Raw genomic sequence first — 23,604 nt, 5'->3', positions numbered from 1 at the left:
TCATGAACGAACTCGCGGATCTCCGCCGTGGTGAATCCTGGGCTTATCGACATTCCCCTGCCTCCTTCTGATCGTGAACTGACTCACAATCAGCCTGACGCAGAGGGGAAACCGCAGTTGTGCGCGCTAAAACGCCCGAATAACGCGCACAACTGCGTTTTCGCGGGGGTCAGCGTTCGAAGATGAGCAGGGTCGAGGTGGCGGTGGCGTAGACGCGGCCCCGGGCATCCGTGAGGGCCGCCTGGGCGAAGGCCGCTCGTCGGCCGAAGGAGATCAGCGTCGCCTCGGCCCGGACCGGCCCGGTGTCGGCGGTGATCGGGCGGTGGAACGACACCTTGAGCTCCAGGGTGGTGTACCCCTGCGTCGCGGTCAGCCGCGAGTGCGCCGCGCAGCCGCAGGCACTGTCGAGCAGCGTCGCGGCATACCCGCCGTGCACCGTGCCGATCGGGTTGTAGGCGTGCCGCCCGGGCACACTCTCGAAAACGGCGCGTCCCTCCTCGGCCTCGACCAGGGTGAAATCGAGCGATTCGCCCATCCCCGGGCGACGGCCGGAGGCGATCATCGCGCGGAGCTGTTCGAGGCCGGAGAGCCCTGGGGCGATCTCGTCGAAGAGGGAAATCATGCGCGTCGCCCTTCCAGGGTTGAGGCCACGCGTTCGAGCACCGACTCGCGGCCGGCGTAGATCCCCTCGGCGCGCGGCCAGTGGCTGATCACATCGGTGAAGCCCAGTGCGTCCGCGCGGCCGACGGCGTCGTCGAACGCGTCCACGCTCTGCAGCGAGTATGCCCCGTTGCTGTCCAACGAGAGGTAGCGCTCGATCGACGCCGGATCGCGGCCCGCGGCGAGCGCGGTGTCGTCGAGCCTGGCCGTGAGCGCGGCGACCGAGGCCCACCAGTCCTCACCGGTGGCACCGTCGGCGCCCGTGGTCACCCACCCGGCCCCGTGCTCGGCGACCAGGCGCAGACCCTTCGGCCCGTTCGCGGCGATCACGAACGGCACCCGGGGATGCTGCGCCGGCCGGCCGACCATGCGCGCCTCTACGGCGCTGTACCAGTCGCCGTCGAAGCTGATGCCGCCGACGCCTTCCTCGTGCCGGAGCAGCTGGTCGAGGGCCCGGACGAATTCGGCGAACCGTTCGTGGCGCTGGCGGGGCGTGTACCCGGGCTGGCCGAGCACCGACGCGTCGAAACCGGTCCCGCCCGATCCCACGCCGAGGGTGAATCGCCCGCCGGAAATGTCGTCGAGCGTCGCGATCTCCTTGGCGAACGGGACGGGATGCCGGTAGTTCGGCGACGACACGAACGTGCCCAGCCGGATCCGGCTCGTGAGCGTCGCGGCGGCCGTGAGCGTGGGCACGGTGGCGTGCCACGGCTCGTCGGCGAGCGTGCGCCAGGAGAGGTGATCGTAGGTCCAGGCATGGTCGAAGCCGTACTGCTCCGCCGCCTGCCAGCGACGCCGGGCCTCCGGCCACGAGTCCTGCGGGAGAATGACGATTCCAAAGCGCATGCAGCGAGTCTACGGATGCCGCAGCGGTCCGCTCTCGTGGCTGCATTCGCCCGGTGCTACCTTGTGGTGCGACGCCCGCCCGGGCGCCCGGGCGCGAGGGAGCAAGCCGATGAAGGCCACGGCGCGATGCACGATCGTGCCGCCGTACCTGCTGGTGCGGCTGGCGCGGCTGGACGACCCGCGCTTCGCCGCGGCGGCGGAAGCGGCCAGGCAATCGCTGCTCCGTGACATCCCGCTGCGCGAACATCGTGCCGCGGCGCATCCGCTGCCCCCGGCGCTCGCGGTTCGCGCCGGTGCGGCCAGGCAGCGCGGCCGGATCGACCGCAGCATCTGGGATGCCGTGGGCCTGGAACGCCTGCCCGGGCGCCTTCTCGCCCGCGCGGAGGGCTGGCCGCCCACCTCGGACCCCGCGGTCAATGAGGCCCATGACGGCCTCGGTGAGACCCACACCCTGTTCTGGACGCGATTTGCGCGCGACTCCATCGACGACCGGGGGATGCCGTTGGAAGCAAGCGTGCACTACGGCCGGAAATACGACAACGCGTTCTGGGACGGCGAGCGCATGGTCTTCGGCGACGGGGACGGCCAGGTCTTCAACCGGTTCACGCTCTCGCTCACGGTGATCGGGCACGAACTCACCCACGGGGTCACCCAGCACACCGCGAACCTCACCTACGCGGGCCAGTCGGGGGCGGTCAACGAATCGATGTCCGATGTGTTCGGCTCGCTCGTCGAGCAGCACGCCAGGGGCCAGGCCACGGCGGAGGCGAGCTGGCTGATCGGGGAGGGACTGTTCACGGACCAGGTCCAGGGCGCTGCGCTGCGGTCGATGAAGGCGCCCGGCACCGCCTACAACGACGATGTGCTCGGTAAGGACCCGCAACCGGGCAGCATGGCGGGGTACATCGACACCGAAGACGACAATGGGGGCGTGCACCTGAATTCCGGCATCCCGAACCGTGCGTTCTACCTCGTCGCCGAGGCCCTCGGCGGCAATGCCTGGGAGGCGCCGGGGCAGATCTGGTACGACACCCTGACCGGCGGCGCCCTGGGCAGGCGCGTCGACTTCGCGGGTTTCGCTCGCGCGACCGAGGCCGCGGCGGCGGCGCGCTTCGGCCCCGGTTCCCGCGAGCATGCGGCCGTGCGCTCCGCGTGGCACGAGGTGGGTCTCGGCCTGTCGCTGCCTGCGCGAGCGCCCTCGGAGTAACATTCCCGCATGAAGGTCATCGTCTCGCGGAGCGGCGGCATCGCCGGCATCCGGGTCACCTGGGAAGTGCAGGTCGACGAGCAGCCGGATGCCCCCAGCTGGCGGGAACTCCTGGACTCGCTGCCCTGGGGCCAGGCCGAGGAAACCGCCCCCGAGCCCGACCGGTTTGTGTACCGCATCCGGTGCGCCCCGCACGAGGTGGTGCTGCCGGAGCCGCAGGTGGCCGGGCCGTGGAAGGACCTCGTCGACCGGGTCAGGGCCGTCAACGAGGGTCGGTAGCGCGGCGTGGTTCGCTCGCACGGACGCCCCTCCCGTGGGACGATGTGCCTATGGACATCAACGAGTTGAACCCGGTAGAGATTCTCAGCGACGACGAGTGCTGGGAATTCCTGCTGTCCGCCAACCTGGGCCGCCTGGCGGTGAGCGTCGTCGGCGAACCCGACATCTACCCGGTGAACTTCGTCGCGTCCGACCAGAAACTGCTGTTCCGCACCTCCGAGGGCGAGAAGCTGCTCGAACTCACCGTGAACAACAAGGTCGCGTTCGAGAGCGACGGGGTCGGCCGGGAGCAGGCCTGGAGCGTCGTGGTCAAGGGCACGGCGCGCGTGCTCGAAACGCGGGCGGAGATCGACGCCGCCGAACAGCTGCCGCTCCGACCGCTCGTCCCCACCCTCAAATACATCTGGGTCGAGATCACGCCGGCCAGGATGTCCGGGCGTCGTTTCACCCTGGGCCCCGAACCCGAACGGTTCTGACCCGAAGCGGTACCGGCCAGGCGGTACCGGTCAGGCGGACCGGGTGAGCCGCGCCAGGAGCGCCGCGCCGTAGGCATCCGACGCATCCGCGGCGTCGAACGCCGTGCTCTCCCCCGCGACCTCGACCTCCACTCGGTAACCGGCATCTGCCAGCCGGTGGAGCGAGCGGAAGGTGCCCTGCAGCAGCTCGCGCAGCTGGTCTTCCCGCGGCAGCCAGAGAGCGTGCTCGAGGGCGAGGGAGTCCAGCGCCCATTCGGTGGTCCCGTTGAACCGGAGGATCGTGCCGGTGTCGAATTCGTGGGCTTCGATCGTCATCTCGCTCACCGTGAACACGTCGCTGTCGAAATCGGGGCGTTCGATGCGGAACGAATCCCCGGAGACCGGATGCCAGTGCAGGCCGGCCTCGCGGAGCACACGGGCGTTTTCGACGGAAATCATGGGACACTCGATCCTGGCGTTTGCCTCGACGACGCTGCCTGCACCGGAAGGACCGTACGTGACCCCAGCGGTGAATCTCACGGTACGCGTGAAGCCGGGCAGCCGCAAAGGGCCGCTGGTCGTGACGGAGGAGCCCGGCGGCGCGTCGCTGACGGTGTTCCTGCAGCAGCGGGCGGTCGACGGGGCTGCGAACGACGCGCTCGTCCGGTTGCTCGCCGCACACTTCGGTGTGGCCCGGAGCGCGGTGCGCATCATCCGGGGCCACACCTCACGGGTGAAGCACGTGCGAATCGAGCGGGTTGGCTGTAGCCCTAGCTGACGCCGAGCAGGTCGATCACGAAGATCAGCGTCTGGCCGGACAGGCGGTGGCCCCCACCGGTGGGGCCGTAGGCCAGCTGCGGCGGGACGACGAGCTTGCGGCGTCCGCCGACCTTCATCCCGGGGATTCCCTGCTGCCAGCCGGCAATGAGCGAGCCGAGCGGGAAGTTGATCGACTGCCCGCGGTTCCAGGAGGAGTCGAATTCGTCACCGGAGTCGTACTCGACGCCCAGGTAGTGGACGTCGACGGTGGCGCCGGGCGTGGCCTCCGCGCCTTCCCCGACGACGATGTCAACAATCTCGAGCTGTTCGGGCGCGGGGCCCTCCGGGGCGTCGAGTTCGGGCTTTGAGTTCAAATCAGTCATTGCACCATCCAACCGGATTCCGCGCCGGATCGCACACCGGAGAATTCCTCCTTGCGCGAACGGGGTCGCCGGGTGCAGGCTGTAACCAGACAAACTCGCCGCACCGGGAGAGTCGTCGGCAGTGCCACACCACCGGGCGGCGAGTTTTTTTGCGCCTCGGCGCCGACGTGCTAGTCGCGACGAGCCGCCGGGGGCGTGCCAATCACGACGGCGCGGTTGGCCCGCAGCGAGGCCAGCAGGCGGGCTTCGCCGGAGCGGTCGGCGGGCCTGGCGCCCGCCCCCGCGTTGAGCATGCGCTCCCGGGCGAAGGCCAGGCGGGTGGCATCCGTGATGAACCCGCGCATCGCGGCCTGCCGGCCGGGCGGCTGCGCGGTCGCCCAGGCCAGGGCCTGGCGACGTCCCGCCGCGGTGGCGAGCATGGCGACCTCCTCCGGCGTGAACCAGCCGGCCGCGGAGTACTCGTTCAGCCGCGCCTGGGTGACCTGCTTCTCCTGCCTGCGCATCAGGTTGACGACGAGGATCGCGCCGATGAACAGCGGCACCTGCACGAAGACGTAGTACCGCAGCAGCGCCGAGTCGCCGACGAAGACCAAAGAGGCGCCATTCCACAGGGCATGCAGCAGCACGGCCGGGATCAGACCGATCACGAAGTAGCCGATGGCGCCGAACGCGCCGGTGCGCCGGGCCGCGATCCCCAGGGCCAGGCCGGTGCAGGCGGTGAACATGACGTGCGCGAACGGCGAGAACACGCCGCGCAGCAGGAACGTCACGCCCAGGACTCCTGGCCCGCCGTCGGCCATGGCCGTGCCGAAGTACTGGATGTTCTCCGAGAACGCGAAGCCCGCGGCGATCGTCGCGGCGTAGACGATGCCGTCGACCGGGCCGTCGAAGTGCCTGCGGATGGCCCAGAAGATCAGCAGCACGCCGAATCCCTTCGCCGCCTCCTCCGCGATCGGAGCCTGGACGACGCCGGTGACCAGGTCGTTGCCGACCAGTTCGCCCCCGCTGGCCCGGATCGTCAGCTGCACGCCCAGGTCGAAGATGAGCGCCGTGACGACGGAGACGCCTGCTCCCCAGAGGAACGCGAACCAGAGCGCCGGGCGAGGCTCCGGATCCCACCGGTCGATCCAGCGCACCGCGAAGAGCACCGCGGTCAGCGGGATCAGCGCGAGCAGGAGCGAGACGAGCAGGCCGGACGTGCCGAGGAAGCTCGCGAGGTAGACGAAGACGAGCAGGAGGGCGAGCGCGGCCAGGGTGATTCCGGTGACGGCCAGGGCGAGCGTCCCGGCCCGGGACGGCGCTTTCGGCGGGGTCCACACCGGCTGCACGGGCTCGGGGCTCGACTGCACGGGCGACTGGTCGAAGGTCATGCCTCTATTCTGACGCAGCAGCTCCGGCTCGGGCGCCCGGCCGTCAGCCGCCGAACATCGTGTCCGGACCCAGGATGCCCAGCGGGTCGAACACCGCCTTGATCCGTCGCTGCAGGTCGAGGCTCGTGTCGCCGATCTCCTCGGCCAGCCAGCGGCGTTTGAGCACGCCCACGCCGTGCTCGCCGGTGAGCGTGCCGCCAAGCGCGAGCGCGGCGCGGAACAGCTCGTCGGCCGCGGCCCAGATGTGGTCCGGCACCATCGGATCCCCGATCCGCCGCAGCGGGTCGATCGGAATCACGAAGTTCGGGTGCAGGTTGCCGTCCCCGGCATGGGCGACCGTCGGAATGGGCACGCCCGTGCGGGCGCTGATTTCGGCGATCCGCTCGAACATCTCGGCCATCCGCGAGCGCGGCACCGACACGTCCTCGATCAGGACCTCGCCGTAGGCGGCGAGCGCCGGGTGCGCGGAGCGCCGGATCGCCAGCAGCCGCTCGCCCGAGGCGGGGTCCGTCGACTGGCGCACCTGACCGCCGGAGCTCCGCAGCACGGCGGCGGCCTGGTCGGCTTCGGCGAGCGCGGCCGGCCCGTCGGTCTGCAGCAGCAGGAACGCCCCTCCCTCGATGGGGAGCCCGGCGGAACCGTCCGGGCCGAGGTAGTCCGCGATCATCGCCAGGGCGACCGGGTCGATGAGCTCCATCACGGCCGGGCGAACCCGGGCGGCGATGACGGCGGCGGATGCGGCGGCCGCGGATGCGACATCCGGGAACACGGCGCCGAGCGTGACGACCTCGCCCGGGGTGATTGCCCGCACCCGCACGGTGGCTTCGACGATGACGCCGAGCGTGCCCTCCGAGCCGGTGAGCAGCGCGGTGAGGTCGTACCCGGTGACGCCCTTGACGGTGCGGTGGCCGGTCTTCAGCAGCCGGCCGTCGGCGAGCACGACGGTCAGTGCGAGCACGGCCTCCCGGGTGACCCCGTACTTCACGCAGAGCAGACCGCCCGCGTTCGTGGCGATGTTGCCGCCGATCGAGCAGATCGCCTTGCTGGCCGGGTCGGGCGCGAACCACAGCCCGTACGCGGCGAGCGCGTCGTTCAGATCCTGGTTGATCACGCCGGGTTCGACCACGGCGAGTTCGTCCTCCGGCCGGATCTCGAGGATCCGGTTCATGCCGGCCACGCTGAGCACGATCGAGCCGTCCGTGCCGCATGCTCCCCCGGCCAGCCCGGTGCCGGCGCCGCGCGTGACGACGGGCGTGCCGGTCTCGCTGGCGATGCGCAATGTCGCCTGGACCTGCTCCGTGGTCGTCGCACGCACCACGGCCAGCGGAATCCCCGCGGCAACCCAGCCCGACTTGTCCTCGCGCACCGCCGCCAGGTCGGCCGGGTCCGTGCTGACGATCGAGCCGAGTTCGGCCTGCAGCCGGGCGAGTGTGGTCATGGGGCTCAGGATAGCGTGCCGGCGATGTCCGATTTCCGCTACCGGAGGCCGCCGGGACGTGACAGGCTGGGTTGGTGAGCAGAGACCGAACCACACGGCCGGGCCCGGTCGACCCGGCCTTCGACGAGCGGTACCGGGCCATGTCGAGCCGCGACGCCCGCTTCGACGGCCAGTTCATCACCGGCGTGCACTCGACCGGCATCTACTGCCGGCCCAGTTGCCCGGCCGCCACACCCAAACCGGCGAATGTGTCGTTCTACCTCACCGCCGCCGCGGCCCACGAGGCGGGGCTGCGCGCCTGCAAGCGGTGCCTGCCTGACGCCGTCCCCGGATCGCCGGTCTGGAACATCCGTGACGACCTCGCCGCACGGGCCATGCGCCTGATCGCCGACGGCGCGGTCGAACGCGACGGCGTGCCGGGCCTCGCGGCGCGCCTCGGCTACACCCCGAGGCACCTGACCCGCGTGCTCGTCGCCGAGGTCGGGGCAGGGCCGCTCGCCCTGGCCCGCGCGCACCGCGCCCAGACGGCCCGGGTGCTGTTGATCAACACGGGGCTCTCGATCGCCGAGGTCGCGTTCGCGGCCGGCTTCGGCAGCGTGCGCCAGTTCAACGACACGATCGCCGCCGTCTATGAGCGCACCCCCTCCGAACTGCGGGCCACCGGCTCGGCCCGCCGGTCCCACGACGAGCGAACGGATGCCGCGGCCGCGCTGGCGACCGGCATCACCCTGCAGCTTCCGGCCCGGGCGCCCTTCGACGGGGCCGGCGTGCTCGCCTTCCTCGGCACGCGCGCCATCGCCGACGTCGAACAGGCCACCGGCACCGGCTACGCGCGCACGCTCCGGCTGCCCCACGGCGTCGCGACAATCGCGCTGTCCCTCGCCGGAACGAACGCGGCCCCCGCGATCCTCTGCACCGCGAAGCTGACGAACCTCACCGACCTGGCCCCGCTCGTCAGCCGGGTTCGCCGCCTGCTCGACCTGGACGCGGACGCCGCGGCGATCGACCTGGCCCTCGCCGCCGATCCCGCGCTCGCGTCCTCGGTCGCGGCGCTCCCCGGCATCCGGGTGCCCGGAAGCATGGATCCCGAGGAAACGCTGTTTCGCGCGTTGATCGGGCAGCAGGTCTCGGTGGCCGCGGCCCGCACGGCGCTCACCCGCCTGGCGGCCGCGCTCGGCGACGAGCACCCGGGCGGCGGGCTCCCGGGCGAGGAGCACGGGCCGCGGCGCCTGTTCCCCACGGCCGAGTGCATCGCCGCCGACGGACGTTCCGTGCTGCGGGGCCCGGCCGCACGCATCAACACGATGATCCGCGTCGCCGAGGCGCTCAGCACGGGCGAGCTGGCGCTCGACGTTGGCGAAACCCGCGAAGACCTGGAGTCCCGGCTGACCGCCCTGGCCGGGATCGGACCGTGGACGGCCGGGTATGTGGCGATGCGCGTGCTCGGCAGCCCGGACATCCTGCTCACCAGCGACCTGGCGCTCCGCCAGGGCGCCGCACGGCTCGGGCTGCCGGGCGAGGCCAGGGCGCTGGCGGCCCGCGGGGCCGGCTGGGCACCCTGGCGCAGCTACGCCGGGATGCACCTGTGGCGCGCGGCCGGCGCGCCCGTCGATGTCCTCCAACGATCCGGCGGGGCTCTTGGCTACGCCCCACAACCGAACGCCTCCCCGGTGCCGATAGCCTAGACAGGTGAAGTTTGCGCACCTCAGAGTCGAAGGCCAGTCCACACCTCGGCTGGCGGTGGTGTTCGGGGACGACGCTTTGTTCCTCGACGAGATCATGGACGACGCCCCGCGCGACCTGCAGGACATGATCGAAAAGGGTGAGCAGGAGTTCGACCGGGTGCGCGCGCTCAGCCTCAACGCGGCCTCCCACGGAGCGAGCCTCACCCCGCTCGACGGGCTCCGCCACTCCTCCGCCGTGCTGCGCCCGCCGCAGATCATCGCGATCGGCGCCAACTACGCCGCCCACTCCGACGAGCTCAAGCTGCGCTCCGAGACCGCGGCGACGGTGTTCTCGCTCTGGCCGAACTCCCTCACCGGGCACGAGTCGACCATCACCTGGCCGGGCGACCTCACCGGCCAGGTCGACTACGAAGCCGAACTCGGTGTGATCATCGGCCGTCCGGCGCGAAACGTGTCGGTTCACGACGCCCTCGACTACGTGTTCGGCTACACCGTCGTCAACGACATCACGGCCAGGGACCTGCAGTTCTCCGAGGCGCAGTGGTCCCGGTGCAAGTCCTTCGACGGCTTCACCCCCACCGGCCCCGTCGTCGTCACCGCCGAAGAGATTTCCGACCCGCAGGACCTGTGGCTGACAACCCATCTGGGCGGGCGCGTGCTTCAGGACGCCTCCAGCGGCGACATGGTGCGCACGGTGGCCGAGATCATCGCGTACCTCTCCACCACGTCGACCCTGCTGCCGGGAACCCTGATCTCCACCGGAAGCCCCGGCGGCGCGGGGTACAGCCGCAAGCCGCAGGTATTCCTTCAGGACGGCTCGACCGTGACGGTGTCGATCGACAAGATCGGTTTCCTCACCACGCACTGCCGCGTCAGCTAGTCCCGGGCAAGCGTAGGATCGGCCAGAGGCCCCGTGGCCGCGGGGAGGAGACAAGCATGGGCACCATCTCGGTCGTGATCCCCTCGTACAACGACGCGGTGTTCCTGAACACCTGCCTGGTCGCCCTGGCCGCACAGCTTCGCCCGGCTGACGAGATCGTCGTCGTCGACAATGCGAGCACGGATGCGACGGCGGTGGTCGCCCGCGCGGCCGGCGCCCGCGTCGTCTACGAACCGGCCAGGGGCATCTGGCCGGCCGCCTCGGCCGGCTACGACGCGGCAACGGGAGACGTGATCGCCCGCCTGGACGCGGATTCGATTCCCCCGGCGGACTGGCTGCTGCGGATCGAGGGCCGGCTGGACACGTCACCGGACGTCGACATCCTCACCGGTCCGGGCGACTTCTACGGCTGCAGCGCGCTCGTCAGAGCCCTCGGGCGCACCGTCTACATCGGCGGTTATTTCTGGGCCATCGGGCTCTGGCTCACCAGCCCGCCGGTTTTCGGCTCGAACTTCGCCATGCGCCGCCAGGTCTGGCTCGACGCCCGCGACGTCGTGCACCGCGATCGCAACGACGTGCACGACGACCTCGACTTCAGCATCCACCTCGATCCGGCCGTGACCGTCGCCTACGACCGCACCCTGCGGGTCGGCATCTCGGCCAGGCCGTTCGACTCGTGGAGCGGCCTCAAACGCCGGCTGACCTGGGCCGTCCGCACGCTCCGGCTGCACTGGCCGGAAGATTCGCCGGTGAAGCGCCGGGTGGCGAGGCGGCGACGGCTCCGGGACGCCAGGCGCTACCGGGTGGCGCCGCGGGCGTAGAGCGCCAGCATGTCGCGGGCCAGCTGGTGCGGCGTCGTTTCGCAGGGGCTGTGGCCGGTGCGGTAGACGCGCAGCTCCGCGCCGATGCGGTCCGCGAGGCCGCGGTGCAGGGAATGGCGCCAGAGGTCGTTGTCGCCGACGGCGATGAGGATCGGGATTCCGGACGTGGCGAGCACCGCACGCACGTCGGGGACGTGTTTCATCAGCCGGACGATGTCGTCGAAGCTCCGCCGGCTCGTGTACTGGAATCGCATCCGAACGAGGGCGAGCCGGCCGGCCCGAACCTTGTTCTTGTTCGTGACGATGCCCCAGATGATGAGCGACGCGATCCGGTGTGCCGGGAGCAGGTAGCTCAACTTGCCGATCCAGCGCACGCCGCGGAAGGCCTGGCCGGGCTCCGGCGGGGCGCCGAGGAGCGTGAGCGTCGCGAACAGTTCCGGCCGCTCGGCCAGGGCGAGTTCGGCGACGATACCGGCGAAGGAGTAGCCGAGCACGTGCACGGGGGTCGAACCCGCCTCGAGGAACGCGATGAGATCGGCCACGAACAGGGCGTAGTCATAGCTGCCGCCCTCGCCCGGTCCGGCCTCGGCGGACTGGTACTGACCGGCCAGATCGTAGCTTTCCACGAAGTACCCTGCATCACGCAGCAGCGGCGCCAGCAGCACGAAGTCTTCCTTGGACCCGGTGGCCCCCGGCAGCAGCACGACGCGCGGATGCGCGGGGGCGCCCAGCGCGGTCGCGGCCAGGACGCCGCTCGGCGCGGGGAAGCCGAAGGCTGTCGTGCCCGGCGGGTGCAGGATCCAGTCGAGGTCCCCGATGGCGCGGTCGAGGGCCTCGATCTGGTCGCGATGGTTGTCGCGATGGTTGTCGCGAAGTCGTTCCCGGATGGCCACGCCCCGAGACTAGCGCGACCCCCCACGCCGAACTGTGAGTTGTGCACCTTCGTGGGGCCCGGGAAGGTGCCAAACTCACAGTTCGGCGATTGGGGAGCGGGGTTACTTGGTGGGCTCGTCGCGCCCGTCGAGGGAGAGGAGCTCGTCCTCGACCGGGCCGCCGTAGCCCTCCTTCTGCGGGTCGCCGTGCAGCCCGCCGGAGACCGCGTACTCCTCCTCCGGGGAGAGCACGAGCCGCTTGCGGCCGTACAGGGCGAAGATGAGCAGCATCACCACATAGACCGCCGCGATGGCCACGATCGCCGGTCGGGCCGGCTCGTTGATGAAGAAGCCGAAGAAGATCGCCAGCGAGAGGATTCCGGCGACGACCGCCCCCGGGACACCCCACGGGCTGCGGTAGGGCCGGTTCGCGTTCGGGAACTTCCGGCGCAGGATGAGGAACGAGACCATCTGCAGCACGTAGGCGATGACCGCTCCCCAGATCGCGATATTCAGCACGATCGCGCCGGCGACGCCGCCGGTTCCGCCGAGTGCGTCGACGAGCACCAGGGCGATGAAGCCGATAACCGCGCCGACCAGGAGGGCGACGGCGGGCGTCTGCCGCTTGCCGGTGAGGGAAAGGAACTTCGGGTAGTAGCCGGCCCGTGAGAGCGAGTACATGTTACGGCCGTAGGCGAACATGATCCCCTGGAGAGAGGCCAGCAGGCCGATCAGCGCGAACAACGCGAGCACCGCAGCGACCTGGTCACCCACGATGGCACGGAAGCCGTCGAGGAGGGGCTCTCCGGCGGTCGCGATCTTGTCGGCGCCGACGATTCCGGTGTTCAGGAAGAGCACGAGCAGGCCGGTGATGATCAGCGTGGTGCGGGCGATCAGGCCCGCCTTGGGAATGTCGCGCACCGGGTTGTGCGCCTCCTCGGCGGCCAGAGGAAGCTCCTCGATGCCGAGGAAGAACCACATGGCGTAGGGCAGGGCGAAGAGGATGGGGACCCAGCCGTGCGGCAGGAACTCGGTCTGGCCGGCGTCAGGGGAGATGTTGAACAGGTTGTCCCAGCTGAACAGGCCTGAGAAGGCCGCCATGGCCGAGAACACGAGCAGGATCGCGATCGAGATGATCGACACGATGATGGCGAACTTGAACGAGATGGCCGCTCCGGCGGAGTTGAGTCCGATGAAGACGGCGTAGAGGATGATCCACCACAGCCAGGACGGAAGATTGAAGTCCAGCAGCTCGCTCGTGATCTCGCCGGCGTAGGCCGCGGAGAAGTACACGATCACCGCGGTGGTCGCGACATACTCGATTGTCTCGGCCAGTCCGGTGACGAACCCGCCCCAGGGCCCCATCGCCGCCCGGGCGAAGGAATACGCTCCCCCGGTGTGGGGCATCGCCGAGGCCATCTCACCGATGCTGAAGATCATGCCGTAGTACATGACGACCAGGAGGGCGAAGGCGATGAGCATCCCGCCGAAGCCGGCGAAGTCGATGCCGAAGTTCCAGCCGGAGAAGTCACCGGAGATGACGGCAGCAACGGCGAGCCCCCACAGCCCCCAGATTCCGGCGGACCGGGTCAGCTTGCGCTTCTCGAAGTACCCCGCCTCCGCCGTGGTGTAGGTCACGCCCGAGACGTTCAAGGTGTCTTTGGACATCCTGTTTCCTTTGCGCTCTGGTTGCGGGCTCGACCGTGCGAGCACACAACGCTGTGAGAATTCTTGGCATGACTCTAATCGATTCAATGGTTGTTGACGAGGCATAGCCGAAATGTTTTTTCGCGCCGGTTCACGGAATTTCCTGCGTCGCACTCCCGCATCTGTGGTCTAATGGTCGGAAAGCGCACCATTTGTTTGGCTCAATGAGGAGAACTCCCATGGCACCCGGCTCCGGCAACCTGACTCTCGATGAACTCACCGACGCTGTCGCCACTGGCGCGATCGACACGGTGCTCGTCGCATTCACCGACATGCAGGGACGGCTGGTCGGCAAGCGGCTGTCGGCCAGGCTCTTCCTGGAGGACGCGGCCGCCCACGGCGCGGAGTGCTGCAACTATCTGCTGGCCGTCGACGTCGACATGAACACGGTCGACGGCTACGCGATGTCCAGCTGGTCGCGCGGCTACGGCGACATGGTCATGATCCCCGACCTCGGCACGCTCCGCCGCGCGCCGTGGCTGCCCGGCACCGCCCTGGTGACCGCCGACCTGCGCTGGCACGACGAGCGACCGGTCGAACCGTCGCCACGCCAGATCCTCAAGGCCCAACTCGCGCGGCTGGCCGAACGCGGCCTGGACTCCTTCGTCGCCACTGAACTCGAATTCATTGTTTTCGACGACGGCTACCGGGACGCCTGGAAGAAGGGTTACCGCGGGCTGACCACGGCGAGCGACTACAACATCGACTACAACGTCCTGGCCTCGACCCGGATGGAGCCGTTGCTGCGCGACATCCGCCTCGGGATGGACGGCGCCGGAATGTATTGCGAGGGCGTCAAGGGCGAGTGCAACCTGGGCCAGCAGGAGATCGGTTTCCGGTATGCGTCGGCGCTGGACACGTGCGATAACCACTCGATCTACAAGAACGGTGCAAAGGAAATCGCCGATGCGCACGGCAAGAGCCTCACGTTCATGGCGAAGTACGACGAGCGGGAAGGCAACAGCTGCCACATCCACATCAGCCTTCGGGGAACGGACGGCGCCGCCGTCTTCGCCGACAAGGATGCCGAACACGGCATGTCGAAGATGTTCCGCCACTTCATTGCCGGCCAGCTCGCTGTCATGCGTGAGCTGACGCTCTTCTCCGCGCCCAACATCAACTCGTACAAACGTTACGTCCCTGGCAGCTTCGCCCCGACGGCGCTGGCGTGGGGCCTGGACAACCGCACCTGTGCCCTGCGCGTGGTCGGACAGGGCCTGGGTATGCGCGTGGAAAACCGGGTGCCGGGCGGCGACGTCAACCAGTACCTGGCGGTCAGCGCCCTGATCGCGGCGGGCCTGTACGGGATCGATAACGAGCTCGAACTTGAGGACGCCTACGAGGGCAATGCGTACACGAGCGATGTCGCCCGGGTGCCGGCCACGCTTCGCGAATCCGCCGAGCTTTTTGCGGCTTCCACGTTCGCGCGCGAGGCCTTTGGCGACGAGGTCGTCGATCACTACCTCAACAATGCGGCGATCGAACTGGCAGCATTCGACCGTTCGGTCACCGATTGGGAGAGGGTGCGCGGCTTTGAGCGCCTCTGACCGGCCCGTTATCGGCCTCACGACCTACCTCGAACGGGCTCAGACCGGGGTGTGGGACGTGCCGGCCGCGTTCCTCCCGAAGTCCTATTTCGAGGCCGTCACGAGGGCGGGCGGCATCGCCGTGCTGCTGCCACCCCAGCCGGTGGATCCCGAGATCGCGAGGCGGGTCCTCGAGGGCCTGGACGGGTTGATCATCACCGGGGGAAAGGACCTCGACCCTGCACGTTACGGCCAGGATGCCCACCCGGCCACGGACGAACCTCGGCGCGACCGTGATGCGTGGGAAGACGAACTGCTCCGCCAGGCGATCGACCGCGATCTCCCCTTCCTGGGCATCTGCCGAGGCGCGCAGGTCCTGAACGTCGCCCTGGGCGGCAGCCTGCACCAGCACCTGCCTGACATTGTCGGAGATACCACCTACCAGGCCGGCGCCGGGGTGTTCAATCGCGTCGCCGTCGCCCTGGAAGGGGAATCACACATTCAGGAGATGCTCGGGGGGGACGCCGATCCACTCGCTGTCCCGGTGTACCACCACCAGGCCATTGACCGCATCGCGGAGGGACTCGTCGTCACGGCACGTACCGGTGACGGTGTGATCCAGGCCGTTGAATTGCCAACGGTGGCGTTCGGCGTCGCCGTGCAGTGGCATCCGGAGGAATCACCGGAAGACATCCGACTGTTCGAGGGCCTCGTCGATGCGGCCCGCCACTACCGAGAGGCTCGAGCGTGAGCACGTACACCGTCATCAACCCGGCGAACGAGACCGAGATCGGCTCCGTCGACCTGCTCGACGTCGACGCAACCGACGAGGCGATCGCCCGTGCGGCCGTCGCGCAGGAGGCCTGGGCCAGAGTCGCCCCCGCCGACAAGGCGATGGTGCTTCGTCGGTTTGCCCAGGCCGTCGACGGGGACCTCGAAAACCTGGCGGGCCTGGAGGTGCGCAACTCCGGCCACCCGATCTCCCAGGCCCGCTGGGAGGCCGGTCACGTCCGCGACGTGCTCACCTACTACGCCGCGGCCCCCGAGCGGATGTTCGGACAGCAGATCCCGGTGGCCGGTGGCCTCAACGTGACGTTCCACGAGCCCCTCGGCGTCGTTGGTGTCATCACGCCATGGAACTTCCCGATGACGATCGCGGCCTGGGGCTTCGCGCCGGCTCTCGCGGCCGGTAATGCCGTGCTGCTGAAGCCGGCCGAGTGGACACCGTTGACCAGCATCCGCCTGGGCGAACTGGCACTGGACGCGGGCCTGCCCGAGGGTCTCTTCCAGGTCTTGCCCGGCAAGGGCTCGGTCGTGGGCGAGCGATTCGTGACCAATCCCACCGTGCGCAAGATCGTGTTCACCGGCTCGACGGCCGTCGGCAAGCAGATCATGGCCGGCTGCGCCGAGCAGGTGAAACGGGTGACGCTGGAACTCGGCGGCAAGAGCGCCAACATCGTCTTCGCCGATGCCGACCTCGAGAAAGCGGCCGCTGCGGCGCCGTACGGAGTGTTCGAGAATGCGGGCCAGGACTGCTGCGCCCGCAGCCGCATCCTCGTCGAACGCAGCGCCTACGACCGATTCATGGAACTGCTCGAACCGGCCGTGGCCGGCGTGCGTGTGGGCGACCCGGCGGACGAGGCAACCGAAATGGGCCCGCTGGTGTCTGCAAAGCACCTGTCGTCCGTGCAGTCGTACGTTCCGGCCGATGCCCCGGTTGCCTTCCGGGGAACGGTGCCCGAGGGGCCGGGCTACTGGTTCGCGCCGACGGTCCTGGCCCCGCAGTCGCGAACGGACCGGACGGTCACGGAGGAGATCTTCGGGCCGGTCGTCGCCGTCCTCCCCTTCGACGACGAAGCCGATGCGCTCCAGCTCGCCAACGACACGGAATACGGCCTGTCCGGGTCCATCTGGACGCGGGATGTCGGCCGGGCCATCCGGGTCGCGCGCGGGGTCGAGGCGGGCAACCTGTCGGTGAACTCGCACTCATCGGTCCGGTATTCCACCCCCTTCGGCGGCTTCAAGCAATCGGGTCTCGGCCGCGAACTCGGCCCGGACGCCCCGCTGCATTTCACCGAAACGAAAAACGTTTTCATTGCCGTCGACTAACCAACCTTCCCCCTTCCACGCAAGGAGCTTCGAATGACCATCACGCCCATCGACCTCACCCAGCGCCTCGCCGGCAAAGTCGCCGTCATCACCGGCGGAGCCAGCGGGATCGGACTGGCCACGGCAAAGCGGTTCGCGGCCGAGGGCGCGATCGTTGTCATCGGCGACATGGACGAGACGGCGGGACTCGCTGCGGCCGACCTCGTTGACGGCCTCTTCGTGAAGGTCAATGTGACGGACGAGGCTGAAGTCGACGCGCTCTTCGACACCGCCTACCTCACCTATGGGTCCGTCGACATCGCGTTCAACAATGCCGGGATCTCGCCGCCGGAGGACGATTCCATCCTCACCACGGAACTGCCCGCCTGGCAGAAGGTGCAGGACGTCAACCTCAAGTCGGTGTACCTGTGCTCACGGGCGGCCATCCGCCACATGGTGAGGCAGGGCAAGGGCTCGATCATCAACACCGCCTCCTTTGTGGCCGTGATGGGCTCGGCCACCAGCCAGATCTCCTACACCGCGTCCAAGGGCGGCGTGCTCGCGATGAGCCGTGAGCTGGGCGTGCAATTCGCTCGCCAGGGCATCCGGGTCAACGCCCTGTGCCCTGGCCCGGCGAACACGCCGCTGCTGCAGGAGCTCTTCGCCAAGGACCCGGAGCGCGCGGCCCGCCGCCTCGTCCACATTCCGATCGGACGTTTCGCCGAGGCGGAGGAACTCGCGGCCGCCGTTGCGTTCCTGGCCAGCGATGACTCCTCCTTCATCACCGCGTCGACATTCCTCGTAGACGGCGGAATCAGCTCGGCCTATACGACGCCGATGTGAGCGACGAACCGGCCGGACTCCACGGGGAGTTGCTGTTGCGCCCCGTGCGCAGCGGCAACTCCTTCGAGGAGACCGTCCAGCGCCTCCTGCAGACCGTGCGCCTTGGTCTCATCGCGCCCGGCGAGCGGCTCCCGGCCGAGCGGGAACTCTCGGCGATGCTCGCCGTCAGCCGGGACACGCTGCGCGACGCCATCGCCTCACTCGCCGAGGCGGGATACCTCGTCTCCCGGCGGGGGCGGTACGGCGGCACGTTCGTCAACGACGAGCTCCCGGCCAACACACCGGCGCCAACAGTCGAGGGCGCAGCGCGTCGTGCCATCCCGTCGGAGGAGATCGAGGACACAATCACCCTCCGCGAGATCCTGGAGGTCGGTGCGGCCCGGCACGCTGCCGCACGCGCGCTGTCACCCGGCGAGCGGGAGCTGCTCTGGACGAGCCTGACCGAAGCGAATGCGGCGACCGGTGAGGAATACCGCCGGCTCGATTCGAGGTTCCACCTCACGGTCGGCGAACTGGCGGGCTCTGCGTCGCTCACGCCGCTGATTGCGGATGTGAGGATGCGTGTGAACGAGTTGCTGGACAACATCCCCTCGCTCGGGCCTAATATTGCCCACTCCAACACCCAGCACGAGCAGATCGCGATCGCAATCCTCACGGGCCGGCCGGATGCGGCCGCCCGGGCGATGTTCGAGCACCTCGCCGGCACGGCCCTGCTGCTGCGCGGGTTCCTGGAGTAGGCCGCCGCCGACCAGGGCTCCGCCGACCTACATCACCACCGCGAAGGGCAGCACGGCCAGGCCGAACACGACGGCCGCTAGTCCGAGCAGGATCACGCCGGCGAGCATGACCGCGTTGAGCGCAATGCCCCAGATCGCCATGGTGCGGTTGTGCGGTTCACTCCGGAACGCGAGGATGCCGACGACGAGCCCGGCGAGCGGGGCGAGGAATGTCCAACCCGCGAAGATCGATACGAGACCCAGCACGAGACTGGAAACGGCCCGGGCTCCCCCGGTGGCGACGGGCGAGGCCGGCGTCGTGGTGGCAGGTGCCTGGTCGGGGGCGATGGTGGACATAGTGCTGATTACCTCCTGTGTTGTGGAAACGCTTGTGCGCTTCACCGACAACGCTACGGATGGGGAGGGAGAGCCGGCCATGGGGCTACCCCCCGAATCCGGGCGGGGGGTGTGCAGCCTGCCCAGACCGGGTCGCGGAATCCGGATCGGTCGCCGGACACCGGCGAATCACTCCGGCCCGACGTCCCGGGAGTCGAGCCTGTCGAGACGGGATCTCGACAGGCTCGCTCGTCTGCCTACTGACCCAGCAGGGCCTCGATCGGGCCGCGTACGAAGTAGACCAGGAAGCCGACGGCCACGACCCAGAGCAGCGGGCTGACGCTCTTCGCGTTGCCGGACAGCGACCGCACCAGCACCCAGCTGATGAAGCCGGCGCCGATGCCGTTCGCGATCGAGTAGGTCAGCGGCATAACGACAATCGTCAGGAAGACCGGAAGCACGATCGAGAAGTCGCTGAAGTCGATGTGCCGGATCTGCGAGACCATGAGCGCCCCGACGATCACGAGCGCGGCGGCGGCGACCTCGAGCGGCACGATCTGGGTGAGCGGCGTGAAGAACATCGCGGCCAGGAACAGGACCCCGGTCACGACGTTGGCCAGGCCCGTGCGGGCGCCCTCGCCGATGCCGGCGCCGGATTCAATGAAGACCGTGTTCGACGAAGCGGATGCCGCGCCGCCAGCCACGGCGCCGATGCCCTCGACGATCAGCGCGGACTTCAGCCGCGGGAAGTTGCCGTCCTTGTCGGCGAGTCCGGCCTCGTTGGCCAGGCCGGTCATCGTGCCCATCGCGTCGAAGAAGTTCGTGAAAACCAGCGTGAAGACGAGCATCACGGCGGCGAGCACGCCGATGCGGTCGAAGGCGCCGAAGCTGACCTGGCCGAGCAGGCTGAGGTCGGGCACGGCGACGATCGTCGTCGGCAGCACCGGAGCGTTCAGGTTCCAGCCGGCCGGGTTGGTGCCGAATGACGGCCCGACCTTGAAAATGGCCTCGAGGATGACGGCGATAACGGTGGTCGCGACGATGCCGATCAGCAGCGCGGCCTTGACCTTGCGGGCGAGCAGCACGCCAATGATGATCAGGCCGATCACGAACACGGTCGTCGGCAGCGTGGTGACCGAGCCGTTGTCACCGAGCTGCACGGGGGGCGCGGCGAAGCCGCTGGACCGGACAAATCCGGAGTCGACCAGGCCAATGAACGCGATGAACAGGCCGATGCCGACCGTGATGGCGAGCTTCAGCTGCTGCGGGACGGCGGTGAAGATCATCGCGCGAAGACCGGTGGATGCCAGCAGCACGATGATCAGGCCGTTGATGACGACGAGGCCCATCGCCTCGGCCCAGGTGACCTGGCCGACGACGCTCGCTGCCAGGAAGGAGTTGATGCCGAGTCCGGCGGCGAAACCGAACGGCAGCCGGGCGATGAGGCCGAAGAGAATGGTCATGACGCCGGCGGTGAGAGCGGTGACGGCGGCGACCTGCGCGTTGGGCAGCCATCCGCCGGCAACGTCGACGGTGGCCTGGTCTGCGCTGAACCCGCCGAGGATGAGCGGGTTGAGGATGACGATGTAGGCCATCGTCACGAAGGTGACCAGCCCGCCACGGACCTCACGTCCCCAGGTCGACCCGCGCCCGGTGATCTCGAAGTAGCGGTCGGTGCGAGCCTTGAAACCCTGCTGCGGCTTGGGCGTGGGCGTGACTGTGTTCGTCTGTGTTGCTGAAATGGTGTGCTCCCGGTGGCCGTCGCGGCTGAATCTCAGGTGTCCAGTCTAGGCGCTCGGCCATTTCGCTCAGACATGCGGCACGAAGGCGCCCCAGGCCCTGCGCCGCTCGCCGAGCGGATCCGACTCGACCCGGTCGACGGCGTCGATGATCAGGGTCTCCCGGCTTGACTCCTCGTACCGCGGCCAGTCGGCATCCGGCACTCCGGTCGCGGCGAATTGGGTCCACCAGCCCTGCATCCTCGCGCCAATGGCCTTGAACGTGCGGCGGCCGCCGAGCACCGTCATCCCGCGCCCGAACCAGCCGTCGAGCCGGTCGAACAGGGGGAACATCTCCAGCCCGTGAGTGGCGTCGAAGCCCATCCGGCGCAGCAGCCGGGGTGCCGCGTCGAACCGGTAGAAATGCACCGGCGCGTAGCGCGAGTGCCGCTCCGCCACCCGCACACTCGGATACCAGAACGAGTAGTCGCCGCCGAAATCGAGCGCCGCTCGCTGGTCGGGCAGGCCGGGGTAATGCGCCTTGAGCGCCTTCCGCGCCTTCTTCTTCGTCTTCGTGAAGATCGCCCGGATGCGCGGGGGCGTGGAGGCGAGAATGTCGATCCGCCCGCTGAACAGCGAGCCCTCGCGCTCGTTCGTGCCGATGATCAGGGGCACCCGGTGCGCCCGCCCGTCCCGGAAGGCGTCCAGCGGACGTTCGGGGAGGAAGTCGCCGTCGATGACCGGGCAGAGGGGAATCGTGCCCGGGTAATCGTCCGGTGCGCGCGAGGTGAGGACGGCCGTCGCGGCGGCGAGGCGCAGCGGGTCGGCGCCGAGCAGCAGGCCCTCGGGTTCCGACTCGTCGCCCACCAGGCCTCGCAGGATCTCGACGAAGTCGCCTGCCCACTGGGCGCTGAGCGCGCTCGGATACACCGCGTTCGGCGGCGCACTCTGCACGATCGCCCGCTGGAACAGGCCGGCCGCCGCCGGAACGGTCATCAGCGTGGTGACCGCGTTTCCGCCGGCCGATTCGCCGAACAGGGTGACGGCATCCGGGTCGCCGCCGAAGGCGTGGATGTTCTCCCGCACCCAGCGCAGGGCCGCCACCTGGTCGCGCAGGCCGAGGTTGCTCTCAATGGGGCGCGCCGGCGTGGAGTACCGGGTGAAGTCGAGGTAGCCGAGGGCGCCCAGCCGGTAGTTCAGGCTGACGTAGACCACGCCGCCGCGGCGCACCAGCCCCTCGCCCTGGTGCGGGACCTCCCGCGACGAACCAACGCTGTACGCACCGCCGTGGATGAACACCATCACCGGCCGGAGGGAGCCAGGATCGATCGGGGCGTCGGGCGCCAGGACGTTGAGGCTCAGGCAATCCTCGTCCTGCGGGATGCGCGGGTGGGCGCCGATGAACTGGCCACGCCGCAGCTGCGGGGCGACCGGACCCCAGTCGCCGGCGTCACGCACCCCTGCCCAGGGCTCGGCCGGCTGCGGTGACCGGAACCGGAGCGGTCCTGCCGGCGCCGCTGCATAGGGAATGCCGCGCCAGGAAAGCACACCGCGTTCGGCGACGCCGCGGAGCATGCCCGTCGCCACGCGCACCTCGGCAACCGGGCCTGCGTCGCGGCGCGGGCGGTCCGTTCGGGCGAGTTGACTCACGCCCCCGATCTTATTCACTACGATCGCCTGAGGCTAAGAACGAATGAAACGAGAAACAATGGCTCTGCCCTGGACGCTGCACGGTGACGGAAAATCGGTTCCCGCAGGAGAGGTCGTCGGTCCGGGTGAACGCCTCAGCTGGCCGATCACCATCGGAATCGGCGCCCAGCACGTGGTCGCCATGTTCGGCGCGACGTTCCTCGTGCCGCTGCTCACCGACTTCCCGCCGAGCACCACCCTGCTGTTCTCCGGCATCGGAACCCTGCTCTTCCTGCTGATCACGAAGAACCGGCTGCCCAGCTACCTGGGCTCCTCGTTCGCGTTCATCGCGCCCATCGTCGCAGCGACCGCCTCGGCCGGGATGGGGAGCGCCCTGTTCGGCATCCTCGTCGTCGGCGCCCTGCTGGCAGCCATCGGCCTGCTCGTGCAGTTCACCGGCACCGGCTGGATCGACACGCTGATGCCACCGGTCGTGTCCGGGGCCATCGTGGCGCTGATCGGGTTCAACCTTGCGCCGGTCGCGAAGACCAACTTCGAGGCGGCGCCGCTCACCGCCGTGATCACCCTGGCCGCCGTCATCCTGTGCACGGTGCTGTTCCGCGGCATCCTGGGGCGGCTGTCGATCTTCCTCGGCGTCGTCGTCGGCTATGTCGCCGCAGTGATGTTCGGCGAGGTGGACTTCAGCAAGGTCGCCGAGGCGGCCTGGATCGGCCTGCCGCAGTTCACCGCGCCGTCGAACCCGTTCGAGAACCCGGCCGTGTGGGGCGTGCTGCCGGCGTTCCTGCCGGTCGTGCTCGTGCTGATCGCCGAGAACGTCGGCCACATCAAAGGCGTGGCCCAGATGACGGATGCCAGCGTGAACCAGTACACCGGACGCGCGCTGTTCGCCGACGGCCTGGCCACCGTGCTCGCCGGCTTCGGCGGCGGCTCGGGCACCACCACCTACGGCGAGAACATCGGGGTCATGGCCGCCACCCGCGTCTACTCGACGGCGGCGTATTGGGTGGCCGGAATGGTGGCCATCCTGCTCGGCCTGTCGCCGAAGATGGGCGAGCTGATCAACACGATTCCGGCCGGCGTGCTCGGCGGCGTGACCACCGCCCTGTACGGTCTGATCGGCGTGATCGGCGTGAAGATCTGGCTCGACAACAAGGTCGACTTCAGCAAGCCGGTCAACCAGTTCACGGCCGCGACCGCCCTGGTCATCGGGATCGCCAACTACACATTCACGGTCGGCGCGTTCAGCTTCAACGGCATCGCGCTGGGCACGATCGCCGCCATCGTGATCTACCATCTGATGAGCGCTATCGGGCGGGTCCGCGGCACCAGCTAGCCCCGCACGCCGGACTGTCCGGCGCCGAGAGT

At 69.1% G+C, this 23,604-nt stretch carries 24 protein-coding genes; 13 read left to right on the top strand and 11 right to left on the bottom strand.

From position 1 onward, the window contains the following. Positions 1-169: 169 nt before the first annotated feature. Complete coding sequence (locus tag E3T54_RS16210; protein ID WP_092323872.1) at positions 170-622, bottom strand: PaaI family thioesterase; 453 nt, start codon at positions 620-622, stop codon at positions 170-172. Beyond that, complete coding sequence (locus E3T54_RS16205; protein ID WP_134476545.1) at positions 619-1,506, bottom strand: LLM class flavin-dependent oxidoreductase; 888 nt, start codon at positions 1,504-1,506, stop codon at positions 619-621. The genes E3T54_RS16210 and E3T54_RS16205 overlap by 4 nt, the downstream gene beginning before the upstream one ends. Before the next feature lie 109 nt (positions 1,507-1,615). On the opposite strand from E3T54_RS16205, the gene E3T54_RS16200 reads away from it, so the two are divergent. Genes E3T54_RS16200 through E3T54_RS16190 form a run of 3 tightly spaced genes read left to right on the top strand, consistent with a single transcriptional unit; the run spans position 1,616 to position 3,468 of the window. Continuing rightward, positions 1,616-2,713 (top strand): M4 family metallopeptidase, encoded by a 1,098-nt coding sequence (locus E3T54_RS16200; protein WP_134476544.1) that lies wholly within the window; start codon positions 1,616-1,618, stop codon positions 2,711-2,713. Positions 2,714-2,722: 9 nt separating this feature from the next. After that, positions 2,723-2,992, top strand: coding sequence for a protealysin inhibitor emfourin (locus tag E3T54_RS16195; protein ID WP_134476543.1), 270 nt, complete (start codon positions 2,723-2,725; stop codon positions 2,990-2,992). A gap of 50 nt (positions 2,993-3,042) precedes the next feature. Continuing rightward, the gene (locus E3T54_RS16190) at positions 3,043-3,468 is read left to right on the top strand and encodes a pyridoxamine 5'-phosphate oxidase family protein (RefSeq protein ID WP_134476542.1); all 426 of its coding nucleotides are present in this window, start codon (positions 3,043-3,045) and stop codon (positions 3,466-3,468) included. A 30-nt stretch (positions 3,469-3,498) separates the two neighbouring features. Here the strand turns inward: E3T54_RS16190 and E3T54_RS16185 are convergent, their stop codons facing one another. Beyond that, the gene (locus E3T54_RS16185) at positions 3,499-3,906 is read right to left on the bottom strand and encodes a pilus assembly protein CpaE (RefSeq protein WP_134476541.1); all 408 of its coding nucleotides are present in this window, start codon (positions 3,904-3,906) and stop codon (positions 3,499-3,501) included. Between E3T54_RS16185 and E3T54_RS16180 the strand changes: the two genes are divergently transcribed. Continuing rightward, positions 3,905-4,225, top strand: coding sequence for a DUF167 domain-containing protein (locus tag E3T54_RS16180; RefSeq protein WP_134476540.1), 321 nt, complete (start codon positions 3,905-3,907; stop codon positions 4,223-4,225). The two genes, E3T54_RS16185 and E3T54_RS16180, sit on opposite strands and share 2 nt — an antisense overlap. Here E3T54_RS16180 and E3T54_RS16175 read toward each other — a convergent pair. The 3 genes from E3T54_RS16175 to E3T54_RS16165 all read right to left on the bottom strand — a co-directional run bounded on the left by E3T54_RS16175 (position 4,218) and on the right by E3T54_RS16165 (position 7,397). Then, a complete protein-coding gene (locus tag E3T54_RS16175) occupies positions 4,218-4,589 on the bottom strand; it encodes an FKBP-type peptidyl-prolyl cis-trans isomerase (RefSeq protein ID WP_134476539.1) in 372 nt (123 codons plus the stop codon). The two genes, E3T54_RS16180 and E3T54_RS16175, sit on opposite strands and share 8 nt — an antisense overlap. 170 nt (positions 4,590-4,759) lie before the next feature. Then, the gene (locus E3T54_RS16170) at positions 4,760-5,959 is read right to left on the bottom strand and encodes a PrsW family intramembrane metalloprotease (RefSeq protein WP_134476538.1); all 1,200 of its coding nucleotides are present in this window, start codon (positions 5,957-5,959) and stop codon (positions 4,760-4,762) included. A 43-nt stretch (positions 5,960-6,002) separates the two neighbouring features. Next, a complete protein-coding gene (locus E3T54_RS16165; RefSeq protein ID WP_134476537.1) occupies positions 6,003-7,397 on the bottom strand; it encodes an FAD-binding oxidoreductase in 1,395 nt (464 codons plus the stop codon). Positions 7,398-7,471: 74 nt separating this feature from the next. Here E3T54_RS16165 and E3T54_RS16160 point away from each other — a divergent pair, with 74 nt between their 5' ends. Genes E3T54_RS16160 through E3T54_RS16150 form a run of 3 tightly spaced genes read left to right on the top strand, consistent with a single transcriptional unit; the run spans position 7,472 to position 10,783 of the window. Then, a complete protein-coding gene (locus E3T54_RS16160; RefSeq protein WP_255452897.1) occupies positions 7,472-9,082 on the top strand; it encodes an AlkA N-terminal domain-containing protein in 1,611 nt (536 codons plus the stop codon). Between the two features lie 4 nt (positions 9,083-9,086). Next, positions 9,087-9,962, top strand: a complete 876-nt coding sequence (locus E3T54_RS16155) for a fumarylacetoacetate hydrolase family protein (RefSeq protein WP_241977268.1) — start codon at positions 9,087-9,089, stop codon at positions 9,960-9,962. Between the two features lie 56 nt (positions 9,963-10,018). Further along, complete coding sequence (locus E3T54_RS16150; RefSeq protein WP_134476536.1) at positions 10,019-10,783, top strand: glycosyltransferase family 2 protein; 765 nt, start codon at positions 10,019-10,021, stop codon at positions 10,781-10,783. Here the strand turns inward: E3T54_RS16150 and E3T54_RS16145 are convergent. Together E3T54_RS16145 and E3T54_RS16140 are read right to left on the bottom strand one after the other, a co-directional pair. Then, positions 10,759-11,676 carry an alpha/beta fold hydrolase gene (locus E3T54_RS16145; RefSeq protein ID WP_370255634.1) on the bottom strand — a complete coding sequence of 306 codons (918 nt, stop codon included), beginning with the start codon at positions 11,674-11,676 and terminating at the stop codon, positions 10,759-10,761. The genes E3T54_RS16150 and E3T54_RS16145 overlap by 25 nt on opposite strands. Before the next feature lie 102 nt (positions 11,677-11,778). Beyond that, on the bottom strand, positions 11,779-13,323 hold the full coding sequence (locus tag E3T54_RS16140; protein WP_134476535.1) for an amino acid permease: 1,545 nt from the start codon (positions 13,321-13,323) through the stop codon (positions 11,779-11,781). Positions 13,324-13,541: 218 nt separating this feature from the next. Between E3T54_RS16140 and E3T54_RS16135 the strand changes: the two genes are divergently transcribed. The 5 genes from E3T54_RS16135 to E3T54_RS16115 are packed head-to-tail and all read left to right on the top strand — an operon-like array spanning position 13,542 to position 18,556. Next, on the top strand, positions 13,542-14,909 hold the full coding sequence (locus tag E3T54_RS16135) for a glutamine synthetase family protein (RefSeq protein ID WP_134476534.1): 1,368 nt from the start codon (positions 13,542-13,544) through the stop codon (positions 14,907-14,909). Continuing rightward, positions 14,896-15,639 (top strand): gamma-glutamyl-gamma-aminobutyrate hydrolase family protein, encoded by a 744-nt coding sequence (locus E3T54_RS16130; RefSeq protein ID WP_241977267.1) that lies wholly within the window; start codon positions 14,896-14,898, stop codon positions 15,637-15,639. The genes E3T54_RS16135 and E3T54_RS16130 overlap by 14 nt, the downstream gene beginning before the upstream one ends. Next, entirely contained in the window at positions 15,636-16,997 is a 1,362-nt protein-coding gene (locus E3T54_RS16125) for an aldehyde dehydrogenase (RefSeq protein WP_134476532.1), read from the top strand. The genes E3T54_RS16130 and E3T54_RS16125 overlap by 4 nt, the downstream gene beginning before the upstream one ends. A 33-nt stretch (positions 16,998-17,030) precedes the next feature. Then, on the top strand, positions 17,031-17,819 hold the full coding sequence (locus tag E3T54_RS16120) for a 3-oxoacyl-ACP reductase (RefSeq protein ID WP_166804947.1): 789 nt from the start codon (positions 17,031-17,033) through the stop codon (positions 17,817-17,819). Continuing rightward, positions 17,816-18,556: a FadR/GntR family transcriptional regulator gene (locus tag E3T54_RS16115; protein WP_134476531.1), complete on the top strand. Its 741-nt coding sequence runs from the start codon at positions 17,816-17,818 to the stop codon at positions 18,554-18,556. The genes E3T54_RS16120 and E3T54_RS16115 overlap by 4 nt, the downstream gene beginning before the upstream one ends. A gap of 27 nt (positions 18,557-18,583) precedes the next feature. Here the strand turns inward: E3T54_RS16115 and E3T54_RS16110 are convergent, their stop codons facing one another. From E3T54_RS16110 to E3T54_RS16100, 3 genes are all read right to left on the bottom strand, one after another. After that, positions 18,584-18,892, bottom strand: coding sequence for a hypothetical protein (locus E3T54_RS16110; protein ID WP_134476530.1), 309 nt, complete (start codon positions 18,890-18,892; stop codon positions 18,584-18,586). Positions 18,893-19,128: 236 nt separating this feature from the next. Next, positions 19,129-20,529, bottom strand: a complete 1,401-nt coding sequence (locus E3T54_RS16105; protein ID WP_241977278.1) for an NCS2 family permease — start codon at positions 20,527-20,529, stop codon at positions 19,129-19,131. Between the two features lie 150 nt (positions 20,530-20,679). Continuing rightward, a complete protein-coding gene (locus E3T54_RS16100; RefSeq protein WP_241977266.1) occupies positions 20,680-22,257 on the bottom strand; it encodes a carboxylesterase/lipase family protein in 1,578 nt (525 codons plus the stop codon). Between the two features lie 40 nt (positions 22,258-22,297). On the opposite strand from E3T54_RS16100, the gene E3T54_RS16095 reads away from it, so the two are divergent. After that, the gene (locus tag E3T54_RS16095; RefSeq protein WP_092325264.1) at positions 22,298-23,572 is read left to right on the top strand and encodes a uracil-xanthine permease family protein; all 1,275 of its coding nucleotides are present in this window, start codon (positions 22,298-22,300) and stop codon (positions 23,570-23,572) included. The last annotated feature ends 32 nt before the right edge of the window (positions 23,573-23,604 follow it).

The sequence above is a fragment of the Cryobacterium sp. Sr8 genome (assembly GCF_004403225.1).
Taxonomy (GTDB): domain Bacteria; phylum Actinomycetota; class Actinomycetes; order Actinomycetales; family Microbacteriaceae; genus Cryobacterium; species Cryobacterium psychrotolerans.
Note: the sequence above shows the minus strand (reverse complement) of the source record. Positions and strands in the feature narration are given on the sequence as shown.

What these genes read in the sequence shown, in the direction of transcription:
- E3T54_RS16210 (WP_092323872.1), bottom strand. Translation starts at nt 622, where the DNA reads ATGATTTCCCTCTTCGACGAGATCGCCCCAGGGCTCTCCGGCCTCGAA.
- E3T54_RS16135 (WP_134476534.1), top strand. Translation starts at nt 13,542, where the DNA reads ATGGCACCCGGCTCCGGCAACCTGACTCTCGATGAACTCACCGACGCT.
- E3T54_RS16120 (WP_166804947.1), top strand. Translation starts at nt 17,031, where the DNA reads ATGACCATCACGCCCATCGACCTCACCCAGCGCCTCGCCGGCAAAGTC.
- E3T54_RS16095 (WP_092325264.1), top strand. Translation starts at nt 22,298, where the DNA reads ATGGCTCTGCCCTGGACGCTGCACGGTGACGGAAAATCGGTTCCCGCA.
- E3T54_RS16150 (WP_134476536.1), top strand. Translation starts at nt 10,019, where the DNA reads ATGGGCACCATCTCGGTCGTGATCCCCTCGTACAACGACGCGGTGTTC.
- E3T54_RS16110 (WP_134476530.1), bottom strand. Translation starts at nt 18,892, where the DNA reads ATGTCCACCATCGCCCCCGACCAGGCACCTGCCACCACGACGCCGGCC.
- E3T54_RS16195 (WP_134476543.1), top strand. Translation starts at nt 2,723, where the DNA reads ATGAAGGTCATCGTCTCGCGGAGCGGCGGCATCGCCGGCATCCGGGTC.
- E3T54_RS16175 (WP_134476539.1), bottom strand. Translation starts at nt 4,589, where the DNA reads ATGACTGATTTGAACTCAAAGCCCGAACTCGACGCCCCGGAGGGCCCC.
- E3T54_RS16180 (WP_134476540.1), top strand. Translation starts at nt 3,905, where the DNA reads ATGGGACACTCGATCCTGGCGTTTGCCTCGACGACGCTGCCTGCACCG.
- E3T54_RS16140 (WP_134476535.1), bottom strand. Translation starts at nt 13,323, where the DNA reads ATGTCCAAAGACACCTTGAACGTCTCGGGCGTGACCTACACCACGGCG.
- E3T54_RS16185 (WP_134476541.1), bottom strand. Translation starts at nt 3,906, where the DNA reads ATGATTTCCGTCGAAAACGCCCGTGTGCTCCGCGAGGCCGGCCTGCAC.
- E3T54_RS16205 (WP_134476545.1), bottom strand. Translation starts at nt 1,506, where the DNA reads ATGCGCTTTGGAATCGTCATTCTCCCGCAGGACTCGTGGCCGGAGGCC.
- E3T54_RS16200 (WP_134476544.1), top strand. Translation starts at nt 1,616, where the DNA reads ATGAAGGCCACGGCGCGATGCACGATCGTGCCGCCGTACCTGCTGGTG.
- E3T54_RS16165 (WP_134476537.1), bottom strand. Translation starts at nt 7,397, where the DNA reads ATGACCACACTCGCCCGGCTGCAGGCCGAACTCGGCTCGATCGTCAGC.
- E3T54_RS16190 (WP_134476542.1), top strand. Translation starts at nt 3,043, where the DNA reads ATGGACATCAACGAGTTGAACCCGGTAGAGATTCTCAGCGACGACGAG.
- E3T54_RS16170 (WP_134476538.1), bottom strand. Translation starts at nt 5,959, where the DNA reads ATGACCTTCGACCAGTCGCCCGTGCAGTCGAGCCCCGAGCCCGTGCAG.